The organism is Stenotrophomonas sp. FBCC-B152, from assembly GCF_059134105.1.
Genome location: NZ_CP101442.1, coordinates 989,484 through 1,011,777, shown reverse-complemented (window position 1 = coordinate 1,011,777; position 22,294 = coordinate 989,484). Strand labels below are relative to the sequence as shown.

At 68.8% G+C, this 22,294-nt stretch carries 18 protein-coding genes; 9 read left to right on the top strand and 9 right to left on the bottom strand.

Going from position 1 to position 22,294, the window contains the following annotated elements:
- Positions 1-64 precede the first annotated feature (64 nt).
- The gene (bfr, locus tag NMB40_RS04885; protein WP_494360326.1) at positions 65-553 is read right to left on the bottom strand and encodes a bacterioferritin; all 489 of its coding nucleotides are present in this window, start codon (positions 551-553) and stop codon (positions 65-67) included.
- A gap of 128 nt (positions 554-681) precedes the next feature.
- Here bfr and NMB40_RS04880 point away from each other — a divergent pair, with 128 nt between their 5' ends.
- The gene (locus NMB40_RS04880; protein WP_494360325.1) at positions 682-3,057 is read left to right on the top strand and encodes a penicillin acylase family protein; all 2,376 of its coding nucleotides are present in this window, start codon (positions 682-684) and stop codon (positions 3,055-3,057) included.
- A gap of 18 nt (positions 3,058-3,075) precedes the next feature.
- Here the strand turns inward: NMB40_RS04880 and NMB40_RS04875 are convergent, their stop codons facing one another.
- On the bottom strand, positions 3,076-4,464 hold the full coding sequence (locus NMB40_RS04875) for a cation:proton antiporter domain-containing protein (RefSeq protein ID WP_282247147.1): 1,389 nt from the start codon (positions 4,462-4,464) through the stop codon (positions 3,076-3,078).
- Positions 4,465-4,487: 23 nt separating this feature from the next.
- Positions 4,488-6,182, bottom strand: a complete 1,695-nt coding sequence (asnB, locus tag NMB40_RS04870) for an asparagine synthase B (RefSeq protein WP_448142355.1) — start codon at positions 6,180-6,182, stop codon at positions 4,488-4,490.
- A gap of 330 nt (positions 6,183-6,512) precedes the next feature.
- Here asnB and NMB40_RS04865 point away from each other — a divergent pair, with 330 nt between their 5' ends.
- Entirely contained in the window at positions 6,513-7,385 is an 873-nt protein-coding gene (locus NMB40_RS04865) for a tetratricopeptide repeat protein (RefSeq protein WP_494360324.1), read from the top strand.
- 71 nt (positions 7,386-7,456) lie between these two features.
- Entirely contained in the window at positions 7,457-8,140 is a 684-nt protein-coding gene (locus tag NMB40_RS04860; RefSeq protein WP_494360323.1) for a pentapeptide repeat-containing protein, read from the top strand.
- A gap of 162 nt (positions 8,141-8,302) precedes the next feature.
- Here NMB40_RS04860 and dapE read toward each other — a convergent pair whose 3' ends face one another.
- The 6 genes from dapE to map form a co-directional block, all read right to left on the bottom strand.
- Complete coding sequence (dapE, locus tag NMB40_RS04855) at positions 8,303-9,430, bottom strand: succinyl-diaminopimelate desuccinylase (RefSeq protein ID WP_494360322.1); 1,128 nt, start codon at positions 9,428-9,430, stop codon at positions 8,303-8,305.
- Entirely contained in the window at positions 9,427-9,789 is a 363-nt protein-coding gene (locus NMB40_RS04850) for an arsenate reductase (RefSeq protein ID WP_494360321.1), read from the bottom strand. The genes dapE and NMB40_RS04850 overlap by 4 nt, the downstream gene beginning before the upstream one ends.
- Positions 9,790-9,871: 82 nt before the next feature.
- The gene (locus tag NMB40_RS04845; RefSeq protein ID WP_494360320.1) at positions 9,872-11,563 is read right to left on the bottom strand and encodes a hypothetical protein; all 1,692 of its coding nucleotides are present in this window, start codon (positions 11,561-11,563) and stop codon (positions 9,872-9,874) included.
- 75 nt (positions 11,564-11,638) lie between these two features.
- Entirely contained in the window at positions 11,639-12,691 is a 1,053-nt protein-coding gene (dapD, locus tag NMB40_RS04840) for a 2,3,4,5-tetrahydropyridine-2,6-dicarboxylate N-succinyltransferase (RefSeq protein ID WP_068850514.1), read from the bottom strand.
- Positions 12,691-15,330 (bottom strand): [protein-PII] uridylyltransferase, encoded by a 2,640-nt coding sequence (locus tag NMB40_RS04835; RefSeq protein ID WP_494360319.1) that lies wholly within the window; start codon positions 15,328-15,330, stop codon positions 12,691-12,693. The genes dapD and NMB40_RS04835 overlap by 1 nt, the downstream gene beginning before the upstream one ends.
- Positions 15,331-15,332: 2 nt before the next feature.
- Positions 15,333-16,106, bottom strand: a complete 774-nt coding sequence (gene map / locus NMB40_RS04830; RefSeq protein WP_218778486.1) for a type I methionyl aminopeptidase — start codon at positions 16,104-16,106, stop codon at positions 15,333-15,335.
- Between the two features lie 259 nt (positions 16,107-16,365).
- On the opposite strand from map, the gene NMB40_RS04825 reads away from it, so the two are divergent.
- The 6 genes from NMB40_RS04825 to NMB40_RS04800 all read left to right on the top strand — a co-directional run bounded on the left by NMB40_RS04825 (position 16,366) and on the right by NMB40_RS04800 (position 22,109).
- The gene (locus NMB40_RS04825) at positions 16,366-16,899 is read left to right on the top strand and encodes a Csu type fimbrial protein (RefSeq protein ID WP_282247138.1); all 534 of its coding nucleotides are present in this window, start codon (positions 16,366-16,368) and stop codon (positions 16,897-16,899) included.
- A 7-nt stretch (positions 16,900-16,906) separates the two neighbouring features.
- Positions 16,907-17,662 carry a fimbrial biogenesis chaperone gene (locus NMB40_RS04820; protein WP_494360318.1) on the top strand — a complete coding sequence of 252 codons (756 nt, stop codon included), beginning with the start codon at positions 16,907-16,909 and terminating at the stop codon, positions 17,660-17,662.
- A gap of 46 nt (positions 17,663-17,708) precedes the next feature.
- Positions 17,709-20,042, top strand: a complete 2,334-nt coding sequence (locus tag NMB40_RS04815) for a fimbria/pilus outer membrane usher protein (RefSeq protein WP_494361039.1) — start codon at positions 17,709-17,711, stop codon at positions 20,040-20,042.
- A gap of 2 nt (positions 20,043-20,044) precedes the next feature.
- The gene (locus tag NMB40_RS04810) at positions 20,045-21,079 is read left to right on the top strand and encodes a Csu type fimbrial protein (RefSeq protein WP_494361038.1); all 1,035 of its coding nucleotides are present in this window, start codon (positions 20,045-20,047) and stop codon (positions 21,077-21,079) included.
- Positions 21,080-21,144: 65 nt separating this feature from the next.
- Positions 21,145-21,414, top strand: coding sequence for a hypothetical protein (locus tag NMB40_RS04805; protein WP_494360317.1), 270 nt, complete (start codon positions 21,145-21,147; stop codon positions 21,412-21,414).
- A complete protein-coding gene (locus NMB40_RS04800) occupies positions 21,393-22,109 on the top strand; it encodes a fimbrial biogenesis chaperone (RefSeq protein ID WP_494360316.1) in 717 nt (238 codons plus the stop codon). The genes NMB40_RS04805 and NMB40_RS04800 overlap by 22 nt, the downstream gene beginning before the upstream one ends.
- Positions 22,110-22,294 lie beyond the last annotated feature (185 nt).

The window sequence follows — 22,294 nt, the reverse complement described above, 5'->3', positions numbered from 1 at the left end:
AGGTGCCGACCGTTGGTCGGCATACGTCGCGGTAGGTGCCGACCGTTGGTCGGCACGGGGCGCATCAATGCGCGGCGGTGCCCTTCGCGTCCATCTTGCTGGTCTGGTACAGGGCCAGGCCGATGCGCTTGATCAGGCCCAGCTGCTGTTCCAGCCACCAGGCGTGGTCTTCTTCGGTGTCCTTGAGCTGGACCAGCAGCATGTCGCGGCTCACGTAATCCTGGTGCTGTTCGCACAGCTTCATGCCGGCGGCCAGGTTGTTGCGCACGCTGTATTCGGTGTCCAGGTCCTTCTGCAGCATTTCCTCCACGGTCACGCCGGGCTCGAAGCCGTGCGGGCGCATGTCCGGATTGCCGCCCAGGAACAGGATCCGGCGCAGCAGCGCGTCGGCGTGCTGGGTCTCCTCCTCCATCTCGTGGTTGAGGCGCTCGTACAGCGCGAACAGACCCTGGTCCTCGTAGCGGCGCGAGTGGATGAAGTACTGGTCGCGCGCGGCAAGTTCGCCACGCAGCAGTTCCTTCAGGCATTCAATGACGTCGGGATTGCCTTTCATGGGGGAGCTCCTGTGAATCGATGGGGGCCATGGTGCCCTATCCCGGATCGCCGTGATCTAATCGGAATCAGTTGCATGCGCAGGCGCAGGTGGGGTCGGCCTGCATGACCTTCTTCGGGGAGCGTGGGATGCGTCGTTGGCTGAAACGGGGTGCGTGGGCGTTCGGGGTGCTGGTCGGGATCGTGGTCGTCGTGATCGGCGTGGCCTGGTTCCTGCTGCGCGGCAGCCTGCCAGCGCTGGAGGGCGAACAGCCCGTGGCCGGGTTGCAGGCCAAGGTCAGCGTCAGCCGCGATGCGCTGGGCGTGGTCACCATCGATGCCGGCAGCGAGGCCGATGCGATGCGGGCACTGGGGCTGGTGCATGCGCAGGAGCGCTATTTCGAGATGGACCTGATGCGCCGCGCGGCGGCCGGCGAACTCTCGGAGCTGTTCGGCTCGGCCGCCGTGCCCGCCGACCAGCGCATGCGGGTGCATCGCCTGCGTGCGCGCACCGATGCGCACCTTGCGCAGGCGCTGGGCGAGCGCCCGCAGGTGGTGCAGGCCTACGTGGAAGGCGTCAACCGTGGCCTGGACAGCCTGCGCGTGCGCCCCTGGCCTTACCTGCTGCTGCGCCAGCAACCCGCTGCATGGACCGCCACCGATTCGGTGCTGGCCGGGCTGGCCATGTACGCGGACCTGCAGGACCCCGCCAACGAGAACGAGCTGGCCATGCGCCGGATCCGCGAGGTGGCGCCGCCGGCGCTGTATGCGCTGCTCAGCCACGATGGCAGCGAATGGGATGCGCCCTTGTTTGGCGAGGCGCGGGGGAACGCGTTGTTGCCGCCCTCGGATGCGTTTCAGTTGCGTAACGACCAACGGTCGTTACCTACCGACCGCACGATCCCCGCTGCGGGTACGGAGCAGGACGTGCATGGCAGCAACAATTTCGCGGTGGCCGGCGCGTTGACCGCCGATGGCCGCGCGATCCTCGCCGACGACATGCACCTGGGCCTGCGGGCGCCGAACCTGTGGTTCCGGGTGCGGCTGCGCTACCCCGATCCCGGCGCACCGGGCGGCCAGGTGGATGTCAGCGGCTTCTCGTTGCCCGGGTTGCCGGCGATCGTGGTCGGCAGCAACGGTCATGTCGCCTGGGGCTTCACCAACAGCTACATCGACAACGCCGACTTCATGCCCGTGCCCGCAGGCGCCAACGGCGTCCGGGTGCATGAAGAGCGCATCCGCGTGGCCGGTGGCGCCAACGTGACCCTGCGCGTGCGCGAAACCGCGTGGGGCCCGATCCTGCACGAGCGCGCCGATGGCAGCGGCGAAGCCTTGCGCTGGACGGCACAGCTGCCGGGTGCGGTCAGCATGGCGTTCGCCGACATGGCGCGGGCCGGTGACCTCGACGACGCGCTGAAGATCGCCGACCGCGCCGGTATTCCCACCCAGAACCTGCTGCTGGCCGACGCGAAGGGGCGCATTGCCTGGCGGTTGATCGGCGCCCGCCCGGACCGCGCGGCGGACTGCCCGCCCAACGGCTTCACCACCGCCGCACCGGCCCGCTGCGCGCCGTGGGCGATCCGCAGCGACCAGTCACCGGCCCTGGTGGACCCACCCGCCCAGCGGTTGTGGACCGCCAACGGCCGCGTGCTGGATGGCGCCGACCTGGCGGTGGCCGGCAACGCCGGCTACGACCTGGGCGCGCGCGGGCGGCAGATCCGAGACGACCTCAACGCCAAGCAGCGTTTCAGCGAGCGCGACCTGCTGGCGATCCAGCTGGACGATCGCGCGGTGTTCCTGGAACGCTGGTGGACCCTGCTGCGGCAGGTGGTCGAATACAGCGATGACCCGGCATTGAAGCGTCTTGAGGCGGCCAGCCGGCAGTGGGAAGGCCACGCATCGGCCGATGCGGTGAGCTACCGACTCGCACGCGGCTTCCGCAGCAAGGTGCAGGACATCATGACCACCGCGCTGCTCGCGCCGGCCAAGGAAACCCTGGGCGAAAACTACCTGGAGCCCAGGCTGGCGCAGATCGAGGGCGTGCTGTGGCCACTGGTGACCGAGCAGCCCGCACATCTCCTGCCAGCACCGTACCCGAACTGGAACGCGCTGCTGGCCGATGCGGCACGGCAGGCGGACACCGAGCTGGCCGAAAAGGGGCCGGACCTGTCCCAGCGCACCTGGGGTGAACGCAACACGGCGGCCATCTGCCATCCCATCAGCCGCGCCCTGCCCGCCTTCGCCCGGACGTGGCTGTGCATGCCGGCCGATGCGCTGCCCGGTGACAGCAATCTGCCGCGCGTGCAGGGCCCGTCGTTTGGCGCGTCACAACGCATGGTGGTATCGCCCGGGCACGAAGCCGACGGCATCATCCACATGCCCGGTGGCCAGAGCGGCCACCCGCTGTCGCCGTTCTGGGGCGCGGGCCATGAGGATTGGGTGCACGGCAGGCCCACGTCGTTCCTGCCCGGCAAGGCGAAATACACCCTGCTGCTGGAACCCGACACTGCCGGCCATCACCGGTAGCGCCGGGCCCTGCCCGGCTCAGGCCTTCCGGCGTTCCATCCAGCTCAACAACGGACCGGTCATGGCGGTGGTCACCAGCGCCATGATCACCAGCACCGCGAACAGGCGGTCGCCGAGGAAGCCCAGCTCGTACCCCAGGTTGAGCACGATCAGCTCCATCAGGCCGCGGGTGTTCATCAGGGCACCCAGTTTCCAGGCCTCGTGGTTGTCCATGCCCGCGCTGCGCGCCGCGCTCCAGGTGCCGAACAGCTTGCCCAGCGTGGCCACCGCGATCACCACCGCGCACAGCAGCAGGTCGCTGCCCTGCAGCGCGTCGGCGCGCATGCGCAGGCCGGTCATGGCGAAGAACAACGGCAGCAGCAGGGTCACCGCGAACGGCTCGACCCGGGCGATCAGCAACCCGCGCAGCTGCGCATTCGACGAAACGGCGACGCCGGCCGCGAACGCACCGAACAGCGCATGGATGCCCAGTACTTCAGTGACCAGTGCGCTGCCCAGCGACAGCAGCAGCATGCCCAGCAGCCAGCGGCCTTCGCTGCCCGGCTGGATGACCTGGCGCGAGAACCACGGCTTGACTACTCCCAGCATCAGCGCGATGAACACCACCACGCACAGCAGGCTCAGGCTGGCCGGCACCCAGCCGGTGGCCTGGGCGGCGGCCACGATCAGGGCCAGCAGGCACCATGCGGTGGCATCGCCGAGCGCCGCGCAGGCAATGGCGGTCTGCCCCAGCGGGGTGTGGGTGATGCCGCGGTCCGCCAGGATCCGCAGCAGCACCGGGAACGCGGTGATGCTCAGCGAAATGCCCACGAACAGCGCGAAGGCGGTGAAGCCCACGCCCTGCGGGCCGTGTTCGGGGTACAGCCAGATCGCCAGCAGCACGCCCAGCACGAACGGCACGGCAATGCCGGCATGGCTGACGGTGAAGGCGAAACGGCGGCGGCCGCGCAGCCCGCCCAGGTCGAGTTCGGCACCGGCCACCAGCAGGAACATCAGCACGCCCAGCTGGCTGAGCATGCCCAACGGACCGAGCGAGCTGGCCGGGAACAGCGCGCCGTGCAGCCCCGGCAGCAGGCTGCCGAGCACCAGCGGGCCCATCATCAGGCCAGCGGCCATCTCGCCGATCACCGCCGGCTGGCCCAGCCGCTTCAGCAGCGCACCCGCGCCCTTGGCGACCACCAGCAACACCAGCAGCTGCAGCAGGAACAGGCCCAGCGGCGAGGCCAGGTGGTGGGCCCAGTCGCTGCCCACCACCGGTTCGGCCTTGGCGGCCACCGCCGGCAGCTCGGGGCCGGCGTAACGCGCCAGCGCCAGGCCGATCACCAGCGGAATCCCGGCCCAGGCCAGGTAGTGCCAACCCCACTTCATCCGCGGCACGCTGCCTCCGGTCTGTACGTCCATGAACATTCCCCAATGTCTGTGGGGGAATGTTACCCGGCCAATGCCTGCTCATGTACACCGGCAACGGCGCGGCCGGAGGGGTCGGCCATGCTGGCGAAACTGGCGTCCCAGGCGATGGCGGCCGGCGAGGAACAGGCGATCGACTTGCCGCCGGGCACGGTTTCGGCCGCGGCCTGGCTCGGGAAGTACTGCTCGAACACGTGGCGGTAGTAATACGCTTCCTTGGTCTGCGGCGGGTTGTGCACGAAGCGCTTGTCCGCCGCGGCCATCACCCGGTCGCTGATCTGCGCTTCGGCATGCGCCTTGAGCCCATCGATCCAGCCATACCCCACGCCATCACTGAACTGCTCTTTCTGCCGCCACAGGATCGACTCCGGCAGGTAGCCTTCGAACGCTTCGCGCAGCACTGCCTTCTCGATCCGGCGCGCGCCACCGGCACCCTGCCCGACCATCTTGTGCTTGGCATCGATGCGCATCGCCACGTCGAGGAATTCGCGGTCCAGGAACGGTACGCGCGGCTCCACGCCCCAGGCCATCATCGACTTGTTGGCGCGCAGGCAGTCGTAGTTGTTGAGCGCATCCAGCTTGCGCACCAGCTCTTCGTGGAATTCACGGGCGTTGGGAGCTTTGTGGAAGTACAGGTAGCCGCCGAAGATCTCGTCGCTGCCCTCGCCCGAGAGCACCATCTTCACCCCCATCGCCTTGATCCGGCGCGCCAGCAGGAACATCGGGGTGGAGGCGCGGATGGTGGTGACGTCGTAGGTTTCCACGTGGCGGATCACGTCGGGCAGCGCATCGAGCCCTTCTTCGAAGGTGTATTCGAAGCCGTGGTGGACGGTGCCGAGTGCTTCGGCGGCGATGGCGGCGGCGGCCAGGTCGGGCGAGCCCTTCAGGCCGATGGCGAACGAATGCAGGCGCGGCCACCAGGCCTCGCTCTGGTCGCCGTCTTCGATGCGGTGGCGCGCATAGCGTGCGGCCACGGCGGCGACCAGCGACGAATCGAGGCCACCGGAGAGCAGCACGCCATAGGGCACGTCGGTCATCAGCTGGCGGTGCACGGCGCGCTCGAATGCTTCACGCAGTGCGACGCGATCCGCTTCGACGCCTTCCACCGCGTCGTAGTCGCGCCACGGGCGCTCGTAGTAGCGGGTGAGCGTGTCGGTGGCGCTGTCGTACCAGTGCCCGGGCGGGAACTGCGCGGCGTCGGCGCAGGTGTCCACCAGCGATTTCAGTTCGGAAGCCACCAGCAGGCGGCCGTCCTTGTCATGGCCCCAATACAGCGGCACCACCCCGATCGGATCGCGCGCGATCAGCACGCGCTTCTGGGTCCGGTCCCACAGCGCGAACGCGAAAATGCCGTTGAGGCGGTTCAGGTACGAGGCCGGGGTGTCCTGCTGGTACAGCGCGTTGATCACCTCGCAGTCGGAGCCGGTCTGGAAGGCGTACGGCTGGGTCAGTTCGGCCTTGAGTTCGCGGTGGTTGTAGATCTCGCCGTTGACCGCCAGGGCCAGGCTGCCGTCGTCGGACAGCAGCGGCTGCGAGCCGCCGGCCGGGTCGACGATGGCCAGCCGCTCATGGACCAGGATGGCGCCGTCGTCGACGTACACGCCGCTCCAGTCCGGGCCGCGATGGCGCTGGCGCTGCGACAGGTCCAGCGCGTGGCGGCGCAGCGCGGTGAGGTCATCGCCGGCCTGCAGGCCGAACATTCCAAAGATCGAACACATGGGAACAGCTCCTGATGATGGGGGAATACACGTAATGGCTGCATTCGACCGGCCAGAAAACAAAAAAACCCGCATCGGCCGATGCGGGTTTTCTGGGGTCCGGGCGTATGTTGCTTGTTCTAGCCCTGGTCGCAGTCCCGCGTTGGCCGCGCACGATTATTCGCGCGCAGATTATTGCGGTTGTTGGTGTTGACGGCGGTGGCCAGGAGCGTGGACATGGATCGACCGTACCGCCGTTTTGGCCGTGGCGCAACTGTTGCGGGCGCAACCGATTCAGCCCCCGACGTGCCCGCTCCCGGATAATCCACGCCTGCCTCCTGGAACTCACGGATGAATCCCCTTCGTTTCCGCCTGTCGCTTTCCGCGCTGGCGCTGCTGGCCCTGGCCGCCTGCACCACCGCCCCCAACCGCCCCACCAGCGATGCCGAAGTGAAGTGGCTCACCGCCGCCGAGCGCGGCGACCTCGAGGGCATGCTGGAGCTGGCCGAGCTCTATGAACGCTGGAACGACCGCCGGGCGCTGGACTGGTATGAGCGCGCTGCGGCCGCCACGCCCTGGAGTTTCCGCAACACCATTGCAGAAAAAGCGCTGGGGCGGATCTGGGCCAGCGGCGCGATGTACACCGGCCGGCGCCCTGAAGACACGCCGCCCCCGGTGCTGCGCGCGTCGCCGCGCAAGGCCGAACGCTGGTACCTCGCCGCGGCCAACCACGGCAGTCCCGACGCGATGCTGTCGCTTGCCAAATTCGAACGCGAACGTGGCCACGCGGCCGCAGCACTGCGCTGGGACCTGCGCGCCACGGTGTACCAGCGTTACTCGACGAGCAGTTCAGGCCTGCCCGCCGCGATCGCACCACAGGCCGGTGCACTGCACCCGCTGGTGGTCGACATCCAGCGGCGCGCTGCGCGCGGCGATGCGGAGGCCCAGGTGGACCTGGGCGCGCTCTACGAGCGGGGCATGGGCCTGGGCGTCGAGCGCGATCCTGCAGCGGCGCTGCAGTGGTACCGCAAGGCGGCCCTGCAGGGCAACGTGTTCGGCCAGTACTTCACCGGCCTGATCCTGGGCCGCGCGCCGCCCGGGGTGCCGCGCGATGAGGACGCGGCCGCAGGATGGTTTGCCAAGGCCGAGGCGCAGAAGTTCTTCCTTGCCGGTGAATCGTATTGGCGCAAGGGCATCCAACCGGCGTTCTGGACCTTTGATTGAACGAGGCTGCACACACTCGCCGCGCACCTTCAAGTCTGCCGGCGGCACGTGCTTCGCCCAGAATGGACGCCATGAGTACCGCCACGTTCCGCAATGAAATCCTCTCCCGTGCCCGCATGCAGGCCATCGTCGCCGCGCATCCGCGTGCAGCCGTGTTCGAGGACTGCAGCTTCGACAATGCCGATTTCTCGCGGCTGGACATGGACGGCTTCCAGTTCATCCGTTGCTCGGTAGCCGGTACGTCATGGCTGGGGGCCTCGCTGGAGGAAAGCCGATGGGACAAATGCCGGGGCGGCCAATGCGATTTCAGCTCCGCGCTGCTCAGCGATGCGGTGTTCTCGCACTGCGATCTGAACAACAGCCACTGGCGCCGCGCCACGCTGTCATCGGTACGCTTCGAGGACTGCAAGTTGACCGGCGCGCACCTGCAGGAGGTGACCGGCTGGGCGCTGGAGTTCCGCGATTGCCTGCTGGTCAGCGCGGACCTGCGCGGGGTGTCGTTCCGCAAGGCCACGCTGCAGGGGATGGATTTTTCCGATGCCGAGCTGTCCGGCTGCGACTTCCGCGATGCCGTATTCGAAGGTGGCAGCCTGCGCAACGCACACACCCGGCTGACCCGGTTCGAGGGCGCGGACCTGCGGGGCACCGACATCAGCGGCTTGAACGTGATGGATGCCAAGCACTTCAAGAAGGCCGTGATTTCGCAGCGGCAGGCGGCAGCGGCACTGGCTGCGTTCGGGTTGATCGTGGCCTGAAGCAAAGGACCGACCAACGGTCGGCCCCTACCGGGCGCGGTGCGAATCGGCCCGCGGGCGGGAACCGACGGTGGGTCGGTTCACATGCACAGGTAGGAACCGACCGTTGGTCGGTTCACATGCACGGGTAGGAACCGACCGTTGGTCGGTTCTCGCGGTGCGTCAGGCCAACAACCGCTCGACCAGGCGCTGGTACAGCGCCGGCAATGCTTCGAGGTCGGCGACCGACACATTCTCATCCACCTGGTGGATGCTGGCGTTGACCGGCCCTACTTCGATGCACTGTGCGCCCAGCGGTGCGATGAAGCGCGCGTCCGAGGTGCCGCCGCCGGTGCTCTCTTCCGGCGCGGCGCCGGCGAATTCGCCCAGCACCTCGCGTGCCACCCGGCGCAGCGTGCCCTCCGGGGTGTAGAACGGCTCGCCGCTGCGGTGCCACTTCAGCCGGTACTCCAGCCCGTGGCGGTCCAGCAGCGCGCTGATCTCCTGCTCCAGTTTCGGCGCGTTCCAGTGCGGGTTGTAGCGCAGGTTGAACAGCACCTGCAGTTCGCCCGGAATCACGTTGTTGGCACCGGTACCCGCATGGATGTTGGACACCTGCAGGCTGGTCGGCGGGAAGCTTTCGAAGCCATCGTCCCAGTGCCGCGCGGTAAGTTCGGCCAGCGCTGCAGCGGCCAGGTGGATCGGGTTGCGTGCCTTGTGCGGGTACGCCACGTGGCCCTGCACGCCCTGCACGGTAAGCGTGCCCGACAGGCTGCCGCGCCGACCGACCCGCAGCAGGTCGCCGAGCACGGCGGTGGACGACGGCTCGCCGGTGATGCACCAGTCGATCGCCTGGCCGCGCTCGCGGAACAGGTCCGCGACCCGGCGCACGCCGTCGATGGCATCGCCTTCTTCATCGCTGGTCAGCAGCACCGCCAGCGTGCCGGGGTGGTCCGGATGGGCGGCCACGAACTGTTCGGCCGCCACCACGAAGGCCGCCACGCTGCCCTTCATGTCCGCCGCGCCGCGTCCGTACAGCACGCCATCGCGGATCTGCGGATCGAACGGATCGCTGGTCCACGCGTCGACCGGCCCACTCGGCACCACGTCGGTATGGCCCAGCAGCACCAGCACCGGGGCGCCCTGCCCGTGCGTGGCCCACAGGTTGTCGACCTCGCCCAGGCGCAGGTGTTCGCAGGCAAACCCGGCGCGCTGCAGGCGCCCGGCCAGCAGCGCCTGGCAGCCGGCGTCTTCGGGGGTCACCGAGGGGCGTGCGATCAGGTCGCAGGTCAGTGCAACGACGTCGTTCACGCGCCCACTCCGAACCGCTGCTTGAAGCCGTTGTCCGAGAAGCCCTGGGTCATCACGCCATCCGCCGTGACCACCACCGGGCGCTTGATCAGCTGCGGGTACTCGCGCAGCAGCAGCTTCCATTCGGCATCGGAGGCGGCGGCCTTGCGGTTCTCGGGCAGCTGCCGCCAGGTGGTCGAGGAACGGTTCACCAGCGCGGGGAAGCCACCGGCCTGCGCCGCCCAGTCAACCAGGGTTTCCGGGCTGGGCTTGTGCTCGCGGTAGTCGACGAAGGTGTAGGCCACCTGGAAACGGTCGAGCCACTTGGTGGCCTTCTTGCAGCTGTCGCAGTTCTTGAGGCCGTAAAGGGTGGTGGTCATTGCCGGCAGATACTCGTGCGGGGGTTCAACGGGGTTGCGTCAAGGCGAGTATAGCGTCGCGTCGGGAGCCCACGCCTGCTGCTCACCCATCGGCGTCATGGCCATTGAGCACGCGCAGCAATGAGCGCTGCCATGACGACAATCCTGAATCGAAAGGCACCTCCGTTCCCATGATGGGCCTGCCATCGGCGCCGACGACCAGGGCCAGTTGCGACGACAGGAAGCCGCGCATGCTCGACAGCTGCCACGCATACTGCGGTGCGTCGAATGGATCGGCGGCGTACAGCCGCATGCACACACTGTCCATGTCCAGCAGCATCTGCACCCGCTGCGGGTCGTTCAACCTGGTACGGCCCGCCTCGATCGAAATGATCAGGGCGTTGGTAGCGGATATGGCCTCCTCGCGGTCGAAGCGATCGCCATGCTCGCCCAGCCGGAGCAGTTCACCCGCCGCCTGGCTGAAGCGCCCGAGCTCGGCAGGCGGCTCAAGGGGGGCGATGTCCGCCGCCAGCGGACGCGGCGACGGGGCGGGTGTGAGCGCGGGAAAATCCGGGACGCTGGGCACCTCGCGCGAAGGCTGGAGTCCGCGGCGCACCACGGCAGCGAAGTTCCGGCCATCGTGCGGGTTGTCCGCCAGTGGGCCACGTTCGGCTTCCTGCAGTGCGAAGCGGTCCTTCATCCACTGCGGCTTCTGGTTCAGCCACTGGCCGTAGTAGTAGGCGCTGTAGGCCATGTTGTCGCGCGGGTGCTTGACCGGGGTGAAGCCGCGATAGGTGGTGTCGCGCTGATCCCAGATACCACGTGAGAGGCGCCGCGCCTCTTCGATGACCGGCTTCAGGGCACGCGCCGCGTTGAGCTGCAGCGTCTCGGCATGCAACAGCCGCCCGCGCTTCTGGCCCAGCGCGCCCAGCTGGCGCAGGTATTGCACGCCGTACTTGGCCAGCAGGGCCAGGGTGCGGCTTTCCCACGCCACCAGCAGGTCCGGCTGTACCGCCAGCAGCTCAGGCATCACCTGCAGCAGGGTGTCGGCCGCCGGCCGCGGCAATGCGCCGGTGCTGCGGCGGGACAGCTGGTATTCGGACGCACGCAGTGCACTGACCAGCCCGAACGCAAGCGTTGCGCCATTGATCGCGTGTACGGGGTGCTGACGCAGCAACGCCTCGAAGATCGGCACCAGATGGTTGATGATCGTCTGGCAGCAACCCTGCTGCAGCGCTGCGTGATTCATCAGCTCGCCGAGGTGGAACATGATCACACTGGCGTTTTCCATCGTGAACTGTTTCCGCGAGGCGACCACCCTGGTGCAGGCTTGGGCTGCCGCCGAAAGCCGGCGTTCGTCCAGGACCAGCGCACCACGCTGGTCCACCAGTTTGCACAGGATGTTGAGCGCCTTCCCCAGGTAGATGTTCGAGGCGCGCTGCTCGTGCTCCGCATCACCATGCACGATGCTGCCGGCCATGACCTGGCCGAGCTTTTCCAGATCCGCGTTTGCCGTGGACAGATCGCCGTACTTGACGATCTTCTGGTACAGCGCCGAGACGATGTAGTCGGCTTCCGTGAGGCGCGTGGAGTGCTCCCCTACCGGCACATGCGGCATGCCGATGTATCCCGACGCATTGAAGATGTCGCTGGGGATGGGGCTAACGCCAGATGCACTGCCGGCTGACGCAACGACGAGCGGCATCGGCAGCAGCCCATGCGCCGCGTGCCGGATCACCGGCACCGCGTTGATTACGTTTTCCAAGACGAGCCCTCTGCCAGAAAGCGGCAGCATAGGCAGGAAGCAGACGCAGCGCGCGAGGCGGATGCGTCACGGGGCATCGAGCGATGCCCCGTTTACGTCATCGGCTCAGTCGGCCAGGCCGCGCAGCAGCTCGTTGACGCTGGTCTTGCTGCGGGTCTTGGCATCCACCTGCTTGACGATCACCGCGCAGTACAGCGAGTGCGAACCGTCCTTGGACGGCAGCTGGCCGGACACCACCACGCTGTACGGCGGCACCGAGCCGTAGCTGATCTCGCCGGTGGCGCGGTTGTACACGCGGGTGCTCTGGCCGAGGAACACACCCATGCCGATCACGCTGTGGTGGCCGACCACGAAGCCTTCCACCACTTCCGAACGTGCACCGATGAAGCAATGGTCTTCAATGATGGTCGGGCTGGCCTGCAGCGGCTCCAGCACGCCACCGATGCCGGCGCCGCCGGACAGGTGGCAGTGCTTGCCGATCTGCGCGCACGAGCCCACCGTGGCCCAGGTATCCACCATGGTGCCTTCGCCGACATAGGCGCCGATGTTGGTGAAGCTGGGCATCAGCACCACGTCCTTGCCGAAGTAGCTGCCGCGGCGCGCGATCGCACCGGGCACCACGCGTACGCCGGCACGGCGGAACTTCGCTTCATCGAAGCCGGCGAAGCGCGATTCCACCTTGTCCCAGAACGGCGCCGGGCGCGCATCCACCACCGCCATGTCGTTGACGCGGAAGTACAGCAGCACCGCCTTCTTCAGCCACTCGTTGACCTTCCAGCCACCGTGGCCATCGGGCTCGGCCACGCGGAATTCACCGGTTTCCAGCCCATCGATGACGCGGCCGACCAGCGGCTTGGTCGAGCCTTCGATTTCATGCAGGGTCAGCGTGGCGCGGCGCTCGAAGGCGCTTTCAATGCCGAACTTGAGTTCTTCCACGCCCGGGGTAGCCGGCTTGCGCAGCGACTTGCGCGCGATGTTTTCGGCGCGCTTGGCCGCCGTTTCGGCCGCGCTGCTGGCCGCGGTCTTCTTGACCGGCGCCTTCTTCACGGCCGGCGCGGCTTTCTTCGCGGCGGTCTTCTTCACGGCCGGCGCAGCGGCAACGGTCTTCTTGGCCGCCGCGGTCTTGGCGGCAGTCTTCTTGGCGGGCTTGGTGGCCATCAGTGGGGGTCTCCGGCGTTTCGATCAGGGTCCAGGCAGCGCAGCATGGCGTCATGCAGTTGCTGCCGGGCGGTTTCGGTCAGGGGGCGGTCGTGCTCATCGCTGATCACGAACATGTCCTCGGCGCGTTCGCCGAAGGTGGCAATGCGCGCGTCGTGCACGCGCAGGCCCTGGTTGCGCAGCACGAAGGCGACATCGGCCAGCAGCCCGGGGCGGTCGGGCGCGACCAGGCTGAAGCGGGTGCCGCCGGTATCGTTGTCGTTGGCATCGCGGAATTCGATGCGCGGGGCGAAGCGGAAATGCCGCAGCTGGCGCGGCACCACCCGGCGCGAGGGACGCAGGCGCGACAGATCGCCGGCCAGCGCCTCGCGCAGCGCCGTTTCCAGGCGCGGCGCATCGCCATCGGCGAAGCTGTCGGCCGGGGTCACTTCAAAGGTATCGAAAATGGTGTCGACCGGGCCATCCAGCACGCGCGCCCGGTGGATGCCGTAGCCCTTGCGGTCCAGGGTCATCACGATTGCGGCGAACAGGCCATCGCGGTCGGGCGAATGCACGAACACTTCCAGCGCATCATCGTCGGCGGTGATCCGGCGCACCTTCACCAGGGTCTGGCCCTGCTTGACCGGCACCAGCGCGGCCGCCTGCCAGGCCAGTTGTTCCGGACGCAGGCGGATGAAGCTCTCATCCGGCATCACGGTGAACTGGCGGTCGATGGTGGCGTCGTCGTAGCCGCGCTCGCGCACCAGCGCGCGCACGCTCTCGCGCGCCTCCTGCACGCGCTCGGCGGCCGGCATCTGGTTTTCCAGGCCATCGCGCAGCGCGCGGCGCGCGGCGAAGTACAGGTCGGCCAGCAGGCGATCCTTCCACGCATTCCACAGCTTCGGGCTGGTGCCGGCGATGTCGGCGCAGGTCAGCAGGTAGAGGTAATCGAGACGGTCGCGGCTGGCCACCAGCGTGGCGAAGCGGTGGATCACGTCCGGGTCGGAGATGTCCTGCTTCTGCGCGGTCACCGACATGCGCAGGTGCTGCTCCACCAGCCAGGCCACCAGCTCGGTATCGGAACTGCTCAGCGCGTGCGCCTGGCAGAACGCCCGCGCATCGACCGCGCCGAGCTCGGAATGATCACCGCCGCGGCCCTTGGCGATGTCGTGGAACAACCCGGCCAGCAGCAACAATTCCGGCTTGCGCAGGCGCGGCCAGACTTCATGGGCAATGGAGAAGCGCTCGTCGGCGCGGCTGCTGGCGAACAGCCCGATGTTCCGCAGCACCATCAGCGTGTGCTGGTCGACGGTGTACACATGGAACAGGTCGAATTGCATGCGCCCGGAGACCTGCGCGAAAGCAGGAATCCACTGCCCCAGTACGCCCAGCCGGGCCATGCGCGCCAGCGTATCCACCGCGCGCGGGCTGCGCAGCAGGGTCATGAACTGTTCGCGCGCGGCAGCGCTGGCCTCGGTGTACGCCGGCAGCTCGGCCAGCGCTTCGGCCAGTGCCCGCGCGGTGAGCGAATGCAGGCCGCGCACATCGGGGTTGTAGGCCCAGCTGGAAAACAGCGCGAATACCTGTTCGATATCGCCCTGCGGCCACTGGGGGTCGTTGGCGGCAAGGTAGCCGCGACGCAGCGAGAAGCCCACGCTGACCGGTTCGGGCACGGCCTCGCCATCGAACTGTTCCTCGAAGCGCTGCAGCAGGCGGTCGCTGATCCGCCGCACCACGGTGGCGCTGCGGTAGAAGCCCTGCATCATCTTCTCGACCGCCAGGCTCTCCACGTCATCGGCAAAGCCGAGCCGCGCCGCCAGGGTCTTCTGGTAATCGAAGCGCAGGCGCTCTTCCGGGCGGTTGGCCACCAGATGCAGGCCGAACCGCAGCTGCGCCAGCGCGCAGCGCTCACGGCGCAATGCAGCGGCTTCATCGGGGCCCAGGTGTCCCAGCCCGACCAGCGCTTCCAGTTCGCGCACGCCAAAGGCACGCAGTGCCATCCAGCCCAGCGTATTGAGATCGCGCAACCCGCCCGGTCCATCCTTGATGTCCGGTTCCAGGTTGTCGGCGGTGTCGCCAAAGCGCTGGTGGCGGGCCAGCAGTTCCTCGCGCTTGGCCAGGAAGAATTCGCGCGGCGGCCACAGGCCCTCGCGGTTGACGGCCTGCTTCAGCGCCTGTCGTGCCGCGTCGTCCGCTACCAGCGGGCGCGATTCGATCAAGGCGGTGAGCACGGTCTGGTCGGCGCTGGCCTGCACGCATTCCTGCGCCGAGCGCACCGCGTGGCTGACCGGCAGGCCGCAGTCCCACAGCAAGGCAAACAGCCGGGCCAACGCCGCTTCATGCCGGCGCTGCGCCTCAGGCGCGCCGAACACCAGCAGATCGATGTCCGAGCGCGGGAACAGTTCACCGCGCCCGTAGCCGCCCACGGCAAACAGGGCCAGCCCGGCATCGGCCGGCACGCAGCGCTGCCAGGCCAGCCGGATCAGGTGGTCGGCGGCGCGGGCGCGCAGCGCCAGCAGCCGCTCGATGTTGTCATTCTGGTCGAAGCGCCGGTACAGGCGCGCGTCGGCCTGCTGCAGGGTCTGGCGAGCCTCTGCCGCCCACTCGGGGTCGGCGACGGCGTCGGCCGGCGCGTCCAGGGTCGGGCTCGCCGGCAACATGCTCAGACCTGCGATTCGCCGGGCGAGAGGGTCAGCACGTCCACGCCGGTCTCGGTGACCGCGATCATGTGCTCCCACTGCGCCGACAGCTTGCGGTCCTTGGTGACCACGGTCCAGCCATCCGGAAGCACCTTGTTGTAGCGGGTGCCCTCGTTGATCATCGGTTCGATGGTGAAGGTCATGCCCGGCTGCAGCACCAGCCCCTGGCCCGGACGCCCGTAGTGCACCACCTGCGGTTCGTCGTGGTAGACCTTGCCGATGCCGTGCCCGCAGTACTCGCGGACCACGCTGAAGCGCTCGCCTTCGGCCAGCGACTGGATCGCGTGGCCGATGTCGCCCAGCGTCGCGCCCGGCTTCACCGCGCGGATACCGGCCCACATCGCCGCGTAGGTGGTGTCCACAAGGCGCTTGGCCATCGTCGACGGCGTGCCGGCGTAGTACATGCGGCTGGTATCGCCGTGCCAGCCGTCCTTGATCACGGTGACATCGATGTTGACGATGTCGCCGTCCTTCAGGACCTTGGCTTCGCTCGGGATGCCGTGGCAGATGACGTTGTTGACCGACGTGCAGACCGTCTTCGGGAAGCCACGGTAGCCGACGTTGGCCGGCGTGGCCTTCTGCACGTTGATGATGTGGTCGTGGCAGATGCGGTCCAGCTCTTCGGTCGTCACGCCCGGCTTGACGTACGGGGTGACGATGTCGAGCACTTCGCTGGCCAGGCGGCCGGCGACGCGCATCAGTTCGATTTCCTCAGGGGTTTTCAGATTCACGCTCATGGCGCCCATTATCGCCGATCCGGGGCCATTCTGAACGGGAAGGGCTGGAACGCTGACAGCCCACGTTCGGGTCGAAGCCCCACAGTGGCAGGGCCTTGAGGGCCTGGAAACGGAAAAACTGTGAAAACCGGCCAGTTTTCCTCACATCTCCCCTACAACCCCGCTTTTATAACGGGGGCAGCGTCGCCCCTGACGCCCTCCCCCTGCAGTACGCCGGCATCGATTCGTTCATCCAGGACCCCCGTCCAAGGAGAAGACCATGCGATTCCTTCGCGCCCCGCGTCCCCTGCTGTTCAGCCTTGGCCTGGTGGCCCTGGCCTCGCCCGCCATGGCGGCCGACACCACCACCTTCAACGTGCGCATCATCATCACCAAGGCCTGCACGATCACGGCCGCCGCCGCGACCGATGTCGACTTCGGCACTGCCCTGTCCACGGCAACCACCCCGTCCAACGCCCAGGGCTCGGTCACCGCGCAATGCTCGGCGCTGACGCCCTACACCATTGCGCTGAATGCCGGCTCCAACGCCGGGACCGCCAATGACGTCACCACCCGGCGCATGCGCAATACCGATGCGGCGGTGACCACCAACAACTTCGTCGGTTACCAGCTGTATTCCGACGCTGGCCGGGCAACGGTCTGGGGCGCTACCACCGGCACCAACACGGTGGCCGGCACCGGTAACGGCCTGGCCCAGGCGTACCCGATCTATGGCCAGGTGGCCAATCCCAGCGTGAACAACGCCGCCACCGGTACTTACCAGGACACGGTCACCGCCACCATCTCCTACTGAGGCCGCCATGTCAGCACTTGAACGGGGGCGCGCACCGCGCTCCACGGCGGTCTTCTGCGCCTGTGCATTGGTGGCGCTTCTGGGGGTTGGACAGGCACGCGCTGCAAGCCTGCAGGTGGCACCGACCTCGCTGCAGCTCAGCGCGCGCCAGAACGCCGAAGCGCTGTGGGTGAGCAACAGCGGGTCGGCGCCGGTGAGCGTGCAGGCGCGCGTGTTCCGCTGGAGCCAGCGCGACGGCCGCGACCAGCTCGACCCCACCACCGACCTGGTGGTCAGCCCCCCCATGCAGTCGCTCGCGGCCGGGCAGCAGCAGCTGATCCGTGTCGTGCGCGCCCAGCCGGAACCGCCCGACGCACAGCTGTCGTACCGGGTCATCGTCGACGAGGTGCCCACGCTGGACCCCAACCGCCAGGGCATGCAGTTCGTGCTGCGCTACTCGCTGCCGGTGTTCATCCAGCCCGCCGGCAGCGCCGCAGGCAAACCCGAGCTGCAGAGCAGCGTGCTTACCCAGCCCGATGGCAAGGTGATGCTGGAGGTGCACAACCGGGGTGATGGCTATGCGCAGCTGGCCGACCTGGCAGTGGGCCCGCTGGACCGCCCGCAGGTCTTCCAGCCCGGCCTGATCGGCTACGTGCTCAGCGGCCAGACCATGCGCTGGCCGCTCGACATTCCCGCGACGCGCCTGGCCGGGGCCACGCTATCGGCGAAGATCAATGGCGGCGCGCAAGCCACGCCCCTGTCCCCGACGCCACCGGCTCGCTGAGGCCTGCGTGCGCGTCGCCCTGGCTGCCGGCGCGGTCTCGTCTGGAATGCCGGCCGCATCGGCATGGGCGGCCGAACTGCCTGCCGCCAGCGCCGAACTGGGTGCCGCCGATGATGTGATGCTGCCGGCGCCCACGCCCCTGACCGCACCGCAGACGCTGTACCTGGACGTCACCCTCAACGGCAGTCCGCGCGGCCTGCTGCCGTTCACCGAGCTGGCAGGCCAGCTGCGCGCCGACCCGCCCGTGCTGCGCCAGCTCGGCTTTGCCGCGCCCGACGGCGCGCCCGTCGCCCTGGACCAGCTCAGCGGCCTGGTGATGCGCTACGACGCCTCCCTGCAGACCCTGGCGCTGGAAATCCCGCTGGAACAGCTCAACCTGCCGGTTACCGAAGTGGGGGCCGCCACGCAGAGCACCCCGACGGCCAGCGCCTCGCCAGGTGCCCTGCTCAACTACGACGTGTATGCCAGCCACAACCAGGACGCCGGCAACCTGGCGCTCACCACCGAATGGCGGGTGTTCGGCATGGGCCGCGGCGTGCTGCGCAGCAGCCAGCTGCTGCGCACCTACCAGGATGGGCGCAGCGACTGGCGCGGCGAAAGCGTGCGCCTGGACAGTGCGTGGCAGCTGGATTTTCCCGACAACGCGCTGACCCTGACCGTCGGTGACTTCTTCAGCGGCTTCGTCGACTGGAGCCGCCCGGTGCGGATGGGCGGCATCCAGGTCGGCCGCAACTACGGCCTGCAGCCCTACCGCGTGCTCACCCCCACCCCCAGCTTCCTGGGCGAGGCCGTGGTGCCGTCCAACGTCGAGCTGTATGTCGACGGCCTGCGCCAGTACAACGGCGAGGTACCGGTGGGGCCGTTCCAGCTCGCCGCGCAGCCGGGCATCAGCGGCACCGGCAATGCGCAGGTGGTGATCACCGATGCCTACGGCCGCATGCAGACCCTGGATTTCGCGTTCTATGGCACGCAGCAGCTGCTGGCTGAAGGCCTCTCGGACTGGTCGGCCGGCGTGGGCCGGATGCGCCGCGATTACGGCATCCGCTCGTTCGCCTACGACAGCGCCACCGTGGGCAGCGCCACCTGGCGGCGCGGGGTCAGCAACCGCTTCACCGCCGAACTGCATGCCGAAGGCGGGGGCGGCGTGGTCAGCGCCGGCGCCGGCGGCTGGTGGCAGCTGGGCCAGGCCGGCGTGGTCAACGCGTCCTACGCGCACAGCCGCCGCGACGGCCTGCAGGGCGGCCAGTGGGCGCTGGGGTACAGCTGGAACAACCGGGTGTTCAACCTCAACGCCGCCACCCGCCGCACCCATGGCGACTTCCAGGACCTGGGCAGCCTGCAGGGGGCGCTGCCGCCGGACGTGACCGACCAGGTGACCGCCGGCGCCAGCCTGGGCCGGCTTGGCTCGCTCAGCGCCAGCTACCTGCGCCTGTCCTACCCCGATGGCGACGACCGCCGCTACGCCAGCGTGTTCTGGAACCGCACGTTCTCCGAACGCTGGTCGGCCTACGCCTCGTTCAACCAGAACCTGGAGGACAACGCCGACCGCAGCGTGTACCTGTCCCTGTCGGCCAGCCTGGGCAACAACCGCCAGAGCAACCTGGCCGCCCAGCGCAATGGCGACCGCAACCTGTACACGGTGGATGTGTCCCAGCCGGTGCCCGGCGACGGCAGCCAGGGCGGTTACGGCTGGCGGGTGCAGGCCCGGCAGGGCGATGACGGCACCGGCGGGCTGGTCGAGGCCGGCTGGTTGAACCGGGTGGGCCGGTACTCGCTGGGCGCGGCACGCCAGGGCGATGCCAACTTCGCCTATGCCAATGCCAGCGGCAGCGTGGTCTGGATGGGCGGGCACCTGTTCGCCGCCCGCGAGGTGCCGGACGCGTTTGCGGTGGTCTCCACCAACGGCGTGGGCGGCGTGCCGGTCCGCCTGGAGAACCGCGTGATCGACGTGACCGACGACAACGGCATGCTGCTGGTCACGCCGCTGCTGTCCTGGCAGCGCAACCGGATTTCGATCGACACCCTGGAACTGCCGGCGGACATGCGCGCCGACCGCGTGGACACGCTGGTGACACCGCAACAGAGCGCCGGGCTGGGGGTGAGTTTCGGGCTGCGCCGCACCCGCGCCATCACCCTTGTCCTGCACGACGCGCAGGATCAGCCCCTGAAAGCCGGCAGCCAGGTGCGCCTGCCCGACCAGCGCAGCGCCACGGTGGGCTACGACGGCGAGGTCTACCTGGAAGACCTGCCGGCACAGGCACTGCTGCAGGTGGACACCGATGACGGGCGCTGCGAAGTGCGCGTGCCGGTCAGCACGGCGCCGGGCAGCGCCGCACTGCGGCTGGGGCCGCTGCGCTGCGTGGCCGGAGCCGGGCCATGAGCATGCGCCTGCTGCTGGGCGGGGTGCTGGTGCTGGCCGGTCTGCTGGGCGCCGGCGTGGCCCGGGCCGACACCACCTGCACCACCACCACCCCGGTCACGGCGGCCTTCGGCAACGTCGGCAACGCGGCCGCCGCGCCCAGTTTCACCACCACCACGTTCACCATCACCTGCAACACCACCGCCTTGAGCCTGCTGGCAACGGCGTCGGTGCGCGCCTGCATCGGCATCGGCATGGGCACCACCGGCGTGGCGATTTCACCGCTGCGGCGGATGACCAACACCACCGCCGATCCACTCAGCTTCCAGCTGTTCACCAGCGCCGCGTACAGCACCATCTGGGGGCTGACCCCGGGCACTACCCCCGGCCCGCAGGTGGTGGACCTGAACTACTCGGTGCCGCTGCTCACCGGCGGCAGCGGCGCGGTCACCGTGACCATCTACGGCCGCATCCCGGCCAGCCAGACGCTGGCCGCGGGCAGTTACAGCACGTCATTCACCGGTGCCGACGTGCGCCTGGAATATGCCTACAACGAGGTGCTGCTGGGCACGGCCACCGCACCGGCCGCCTGCACCACGGCCAGCGGCGTCAGCGGGCACAAAACCGCCACCGGCGGCTTCCCCTTCACCGTCACCGCCACCGTGCTGCCGCAGTGCAGCGCCTATGTCACCACCGACATGGACTTCGGCAGCAGTGCCGGCACGATCACCGCCAACATCGACCGCACCTCCACCATCGGCCTGACCTGCCTCAACCGCACCGCTTACACGATCGCGCTGGACAACGGCCTGTATGCCAACGGCACCGTGCGGCGAATGCGGCACACCACCAACCCGGCCTGGTTCATTCCCTATGCGCTGTACCGCGAAAGCACCCGCACCCAGCGCTGGGGCAGCACCGCCAACGTGGACCTGGTCTCGGGCACGGGAACCGGCAGCGCCCAGACCCTGACCGTGTACGGGCGTGCACCGCCCACGGTCGGCGCGGTGGCCGCCGGCAGCTACAGCGACCAGATCAAGGTGACGATCACCTACTGAGTCAGCGCCGCTCAAGACCGCCAGCGCCGGGCCGATATCCCAACGACCCCTCGCTGCCGACCCGGATGAACCGACGCCGCCGCGCCCGCCTCGCCACCTGCGTGGCGCTGACCACCCTGCTGTCCGCCACCCAGGCGGCCAGTGCGCCCCTGCAGGTCCGCCTGCGGATCGCGGACGCATGCACACTGGACGCAGAGGTCGCGCGTGACCGCTGTGGCAGCACCCACCGGCGCAGCGACGACGAGGCCCCGGCCCCGCCCCAGGTGCAGCAGCTGACCCCGGCGGACGAAGACGACCAGGACGCGCGCCGGCCATGGCTCACGCTCACGTTCTGATCCGCGCCTGCCTGCTGCTGCCGCTTCTGGCACCCACCGCCGCGCAGGCGCTGGAGGTATCGCCGCTGCGGATCGCGCTGCGCCCGGAGCAGCGCGACAGCGAACTGTGGCTGCACAACGAAACGGCGCAGCCGTGGTCGGGGCAGGCCCGGCTGTATCGGTGGGAACAGAGCGTCGACGCCGAACGCTTGACCCCGGCACAGGACGTGGTGGTGAGCCCGACCCGCCTGGCGCTGGCACCGAACGCCCGGCAGCGGGTACGCGTGGTCCGGATCGGCGCCGCCCCCAGCGCTGAACAGGGCCACCGGCTGGTGCTCCGGGCCGGCCCCGGGAGCCCGCCGCTGCAGGTATCGCTGCCGGTGTTCGTGGCCGGGCCGCAGCCGCGCCCGGCGCCGGCCCTGTCCAAGGACCTTCGCGACGCCGCCGGCCACGCCATGCTGGTGCTTTACAATGGCGGCACCGGCCACGCGCGGCTGGCGGACCTCACTTTCATCGGCCCCGACGGCCGCGCCACGCTGCTGCTTCCGGACCTGGCCGGCTACGTCCTGGCCGGCAGCACCCGCCTCTGGGCCCTGCCCGGCCCTGCCGCTGGCTACGCCGGCGGCCGTTTCCGGGCCCGGATCGGCGACGCGGAACCCGGCGACCTCCCGGCCGGGGCGCCGCCAATTGCGCTGCCCCCTTTGCCCGGGCTATAATCGACCGGATTTCTTCGCGCCTTGTGCGCAGGAAACCCGTCAACACCGGACGTCACCGGTGAATCCACACCTGCCGCCCATATCCGTGCCGGGGTGCTCCGCGAGGAGTTCGGACACGGAAGCGACAGGGAAGCCAAACCCCGGAACCACCCGCCTTGCGGCGGACCGCCCTCTATTACCCGTGG

Coding starts and splice junctions, on each gene's coding strand:
- NMB40_RS04860 (WP_494360323.1), top strand. CDS start 7,457: ATGAGTACCGCCACGTTCCGCAATGAAATCCTCTCCCGTGCCCGCATG.
- NMB40_RS04880 (WP_494360325.1), top strand. CDS start 682: ATGCGTCGTTGGCTGAAACGGGGTGCGTGGGCGTTCGGGGTGCTGGTC.
- NMB40_RS04820 (WP_494360318.1), top strand. CDS start 16,907: ATGTCAGCACTTGAACGGGGGCGCGCACCGCGCTCCACGGCGGTCTTC.
- NMB40_RS04845 (WP_494360320.1), bottom strand. CDS start 11,563: ATGCTGCCGCTTTCTGGCAGAGGGCTCGTCTTGGAAAACGTAATCAAC.
- dapD (WP_068850514.1), bottom strand. CDS start 12,691: ATGGCCACCAAGCCCGCCAAGAAGACTGCCGCCAAGACCGCGGCGGCC.
- NMB40_RS04800 (WP_494360316.1), top strand. CDS start 21,393: ATGGCTCACGCTCACGTTCTGATCCGCGCCTGCCTGCTGCTGCCGCTT.
- NMB40_RS04865 (WP_494360324.1), top strand. CDS start 6,513: ATGAATCCCCTTCGTTTCCGCCTGTCGCTTTCCGCGCTGGCGCTGCTG.
- NMB40_RS04815 (WP_494361039.1), top strand. CDS start 17,709: ATGCCGGCCGCATCGGCATGGGCGGCCGAACTGCCTGCCGCCAGCGCC.
- NMB40_RS04805 (WP_494360317.1), top strand. CDS start 21,145: ATGAACCGACGCCGCCGCGCCCGCCTCGCCACCTGCGTGGCGCTGACC.
- bfr (WP_494360326.1), bottom strand. CDS start 553: ATGAAAGGCAATCCCGACGTCATTGAATGCCTGAAGGAACTGCTGCGT.
- asnB (WP_448142355.1), bottom strand. CDS start 6,182: ATGTGTTCGATCTTTGGAATGTTCGGCCTGCAGGCCGGCGATGACCTC.
- map (WP_218778486.1), bottom strand. CDS start 16,106: ATGAGCGTGAATCTGAAAACCCCTGAGGAAATCGAACTGATGCGCGTC.
- NMB40_RS04825 (WP_282247138.1), top strand. CDS start 16,366: ATGCGATTCCTTCGCGCCCCGCGTCCCCTGCTGTTCAGCCTTGGCCTG.
- NMB40_RS04810 (WP_494361038.1), top strand. CDS start 20,045: ATGCGCCTGCTGCTGGGCGGGGTGCTGGTGCTGGCCGGTCTGCTGGGC.
- NMB40_RS04875 (WP_282247147.1), bottom strand. CDS start 4,464: ATGTTCATGGACGTACAGACCGGAGGCAGCGTGCCGCGGATGAAGTGG.
- NMB40_RS04835 (WP_494360319.1), bottom strand. CDS start 15,330: ATGTTGCCGGCGAGCCCGACCCTGGACGCGCCGGCCGACGCCGTCGCC.
- NMB40_RS04850 (WP_494360321.1), bottom strand. CDS start 9,789: ATGACCACCACCCTTTACGGCCTCAAGAACTGCGACAGCTGCAAGAAG.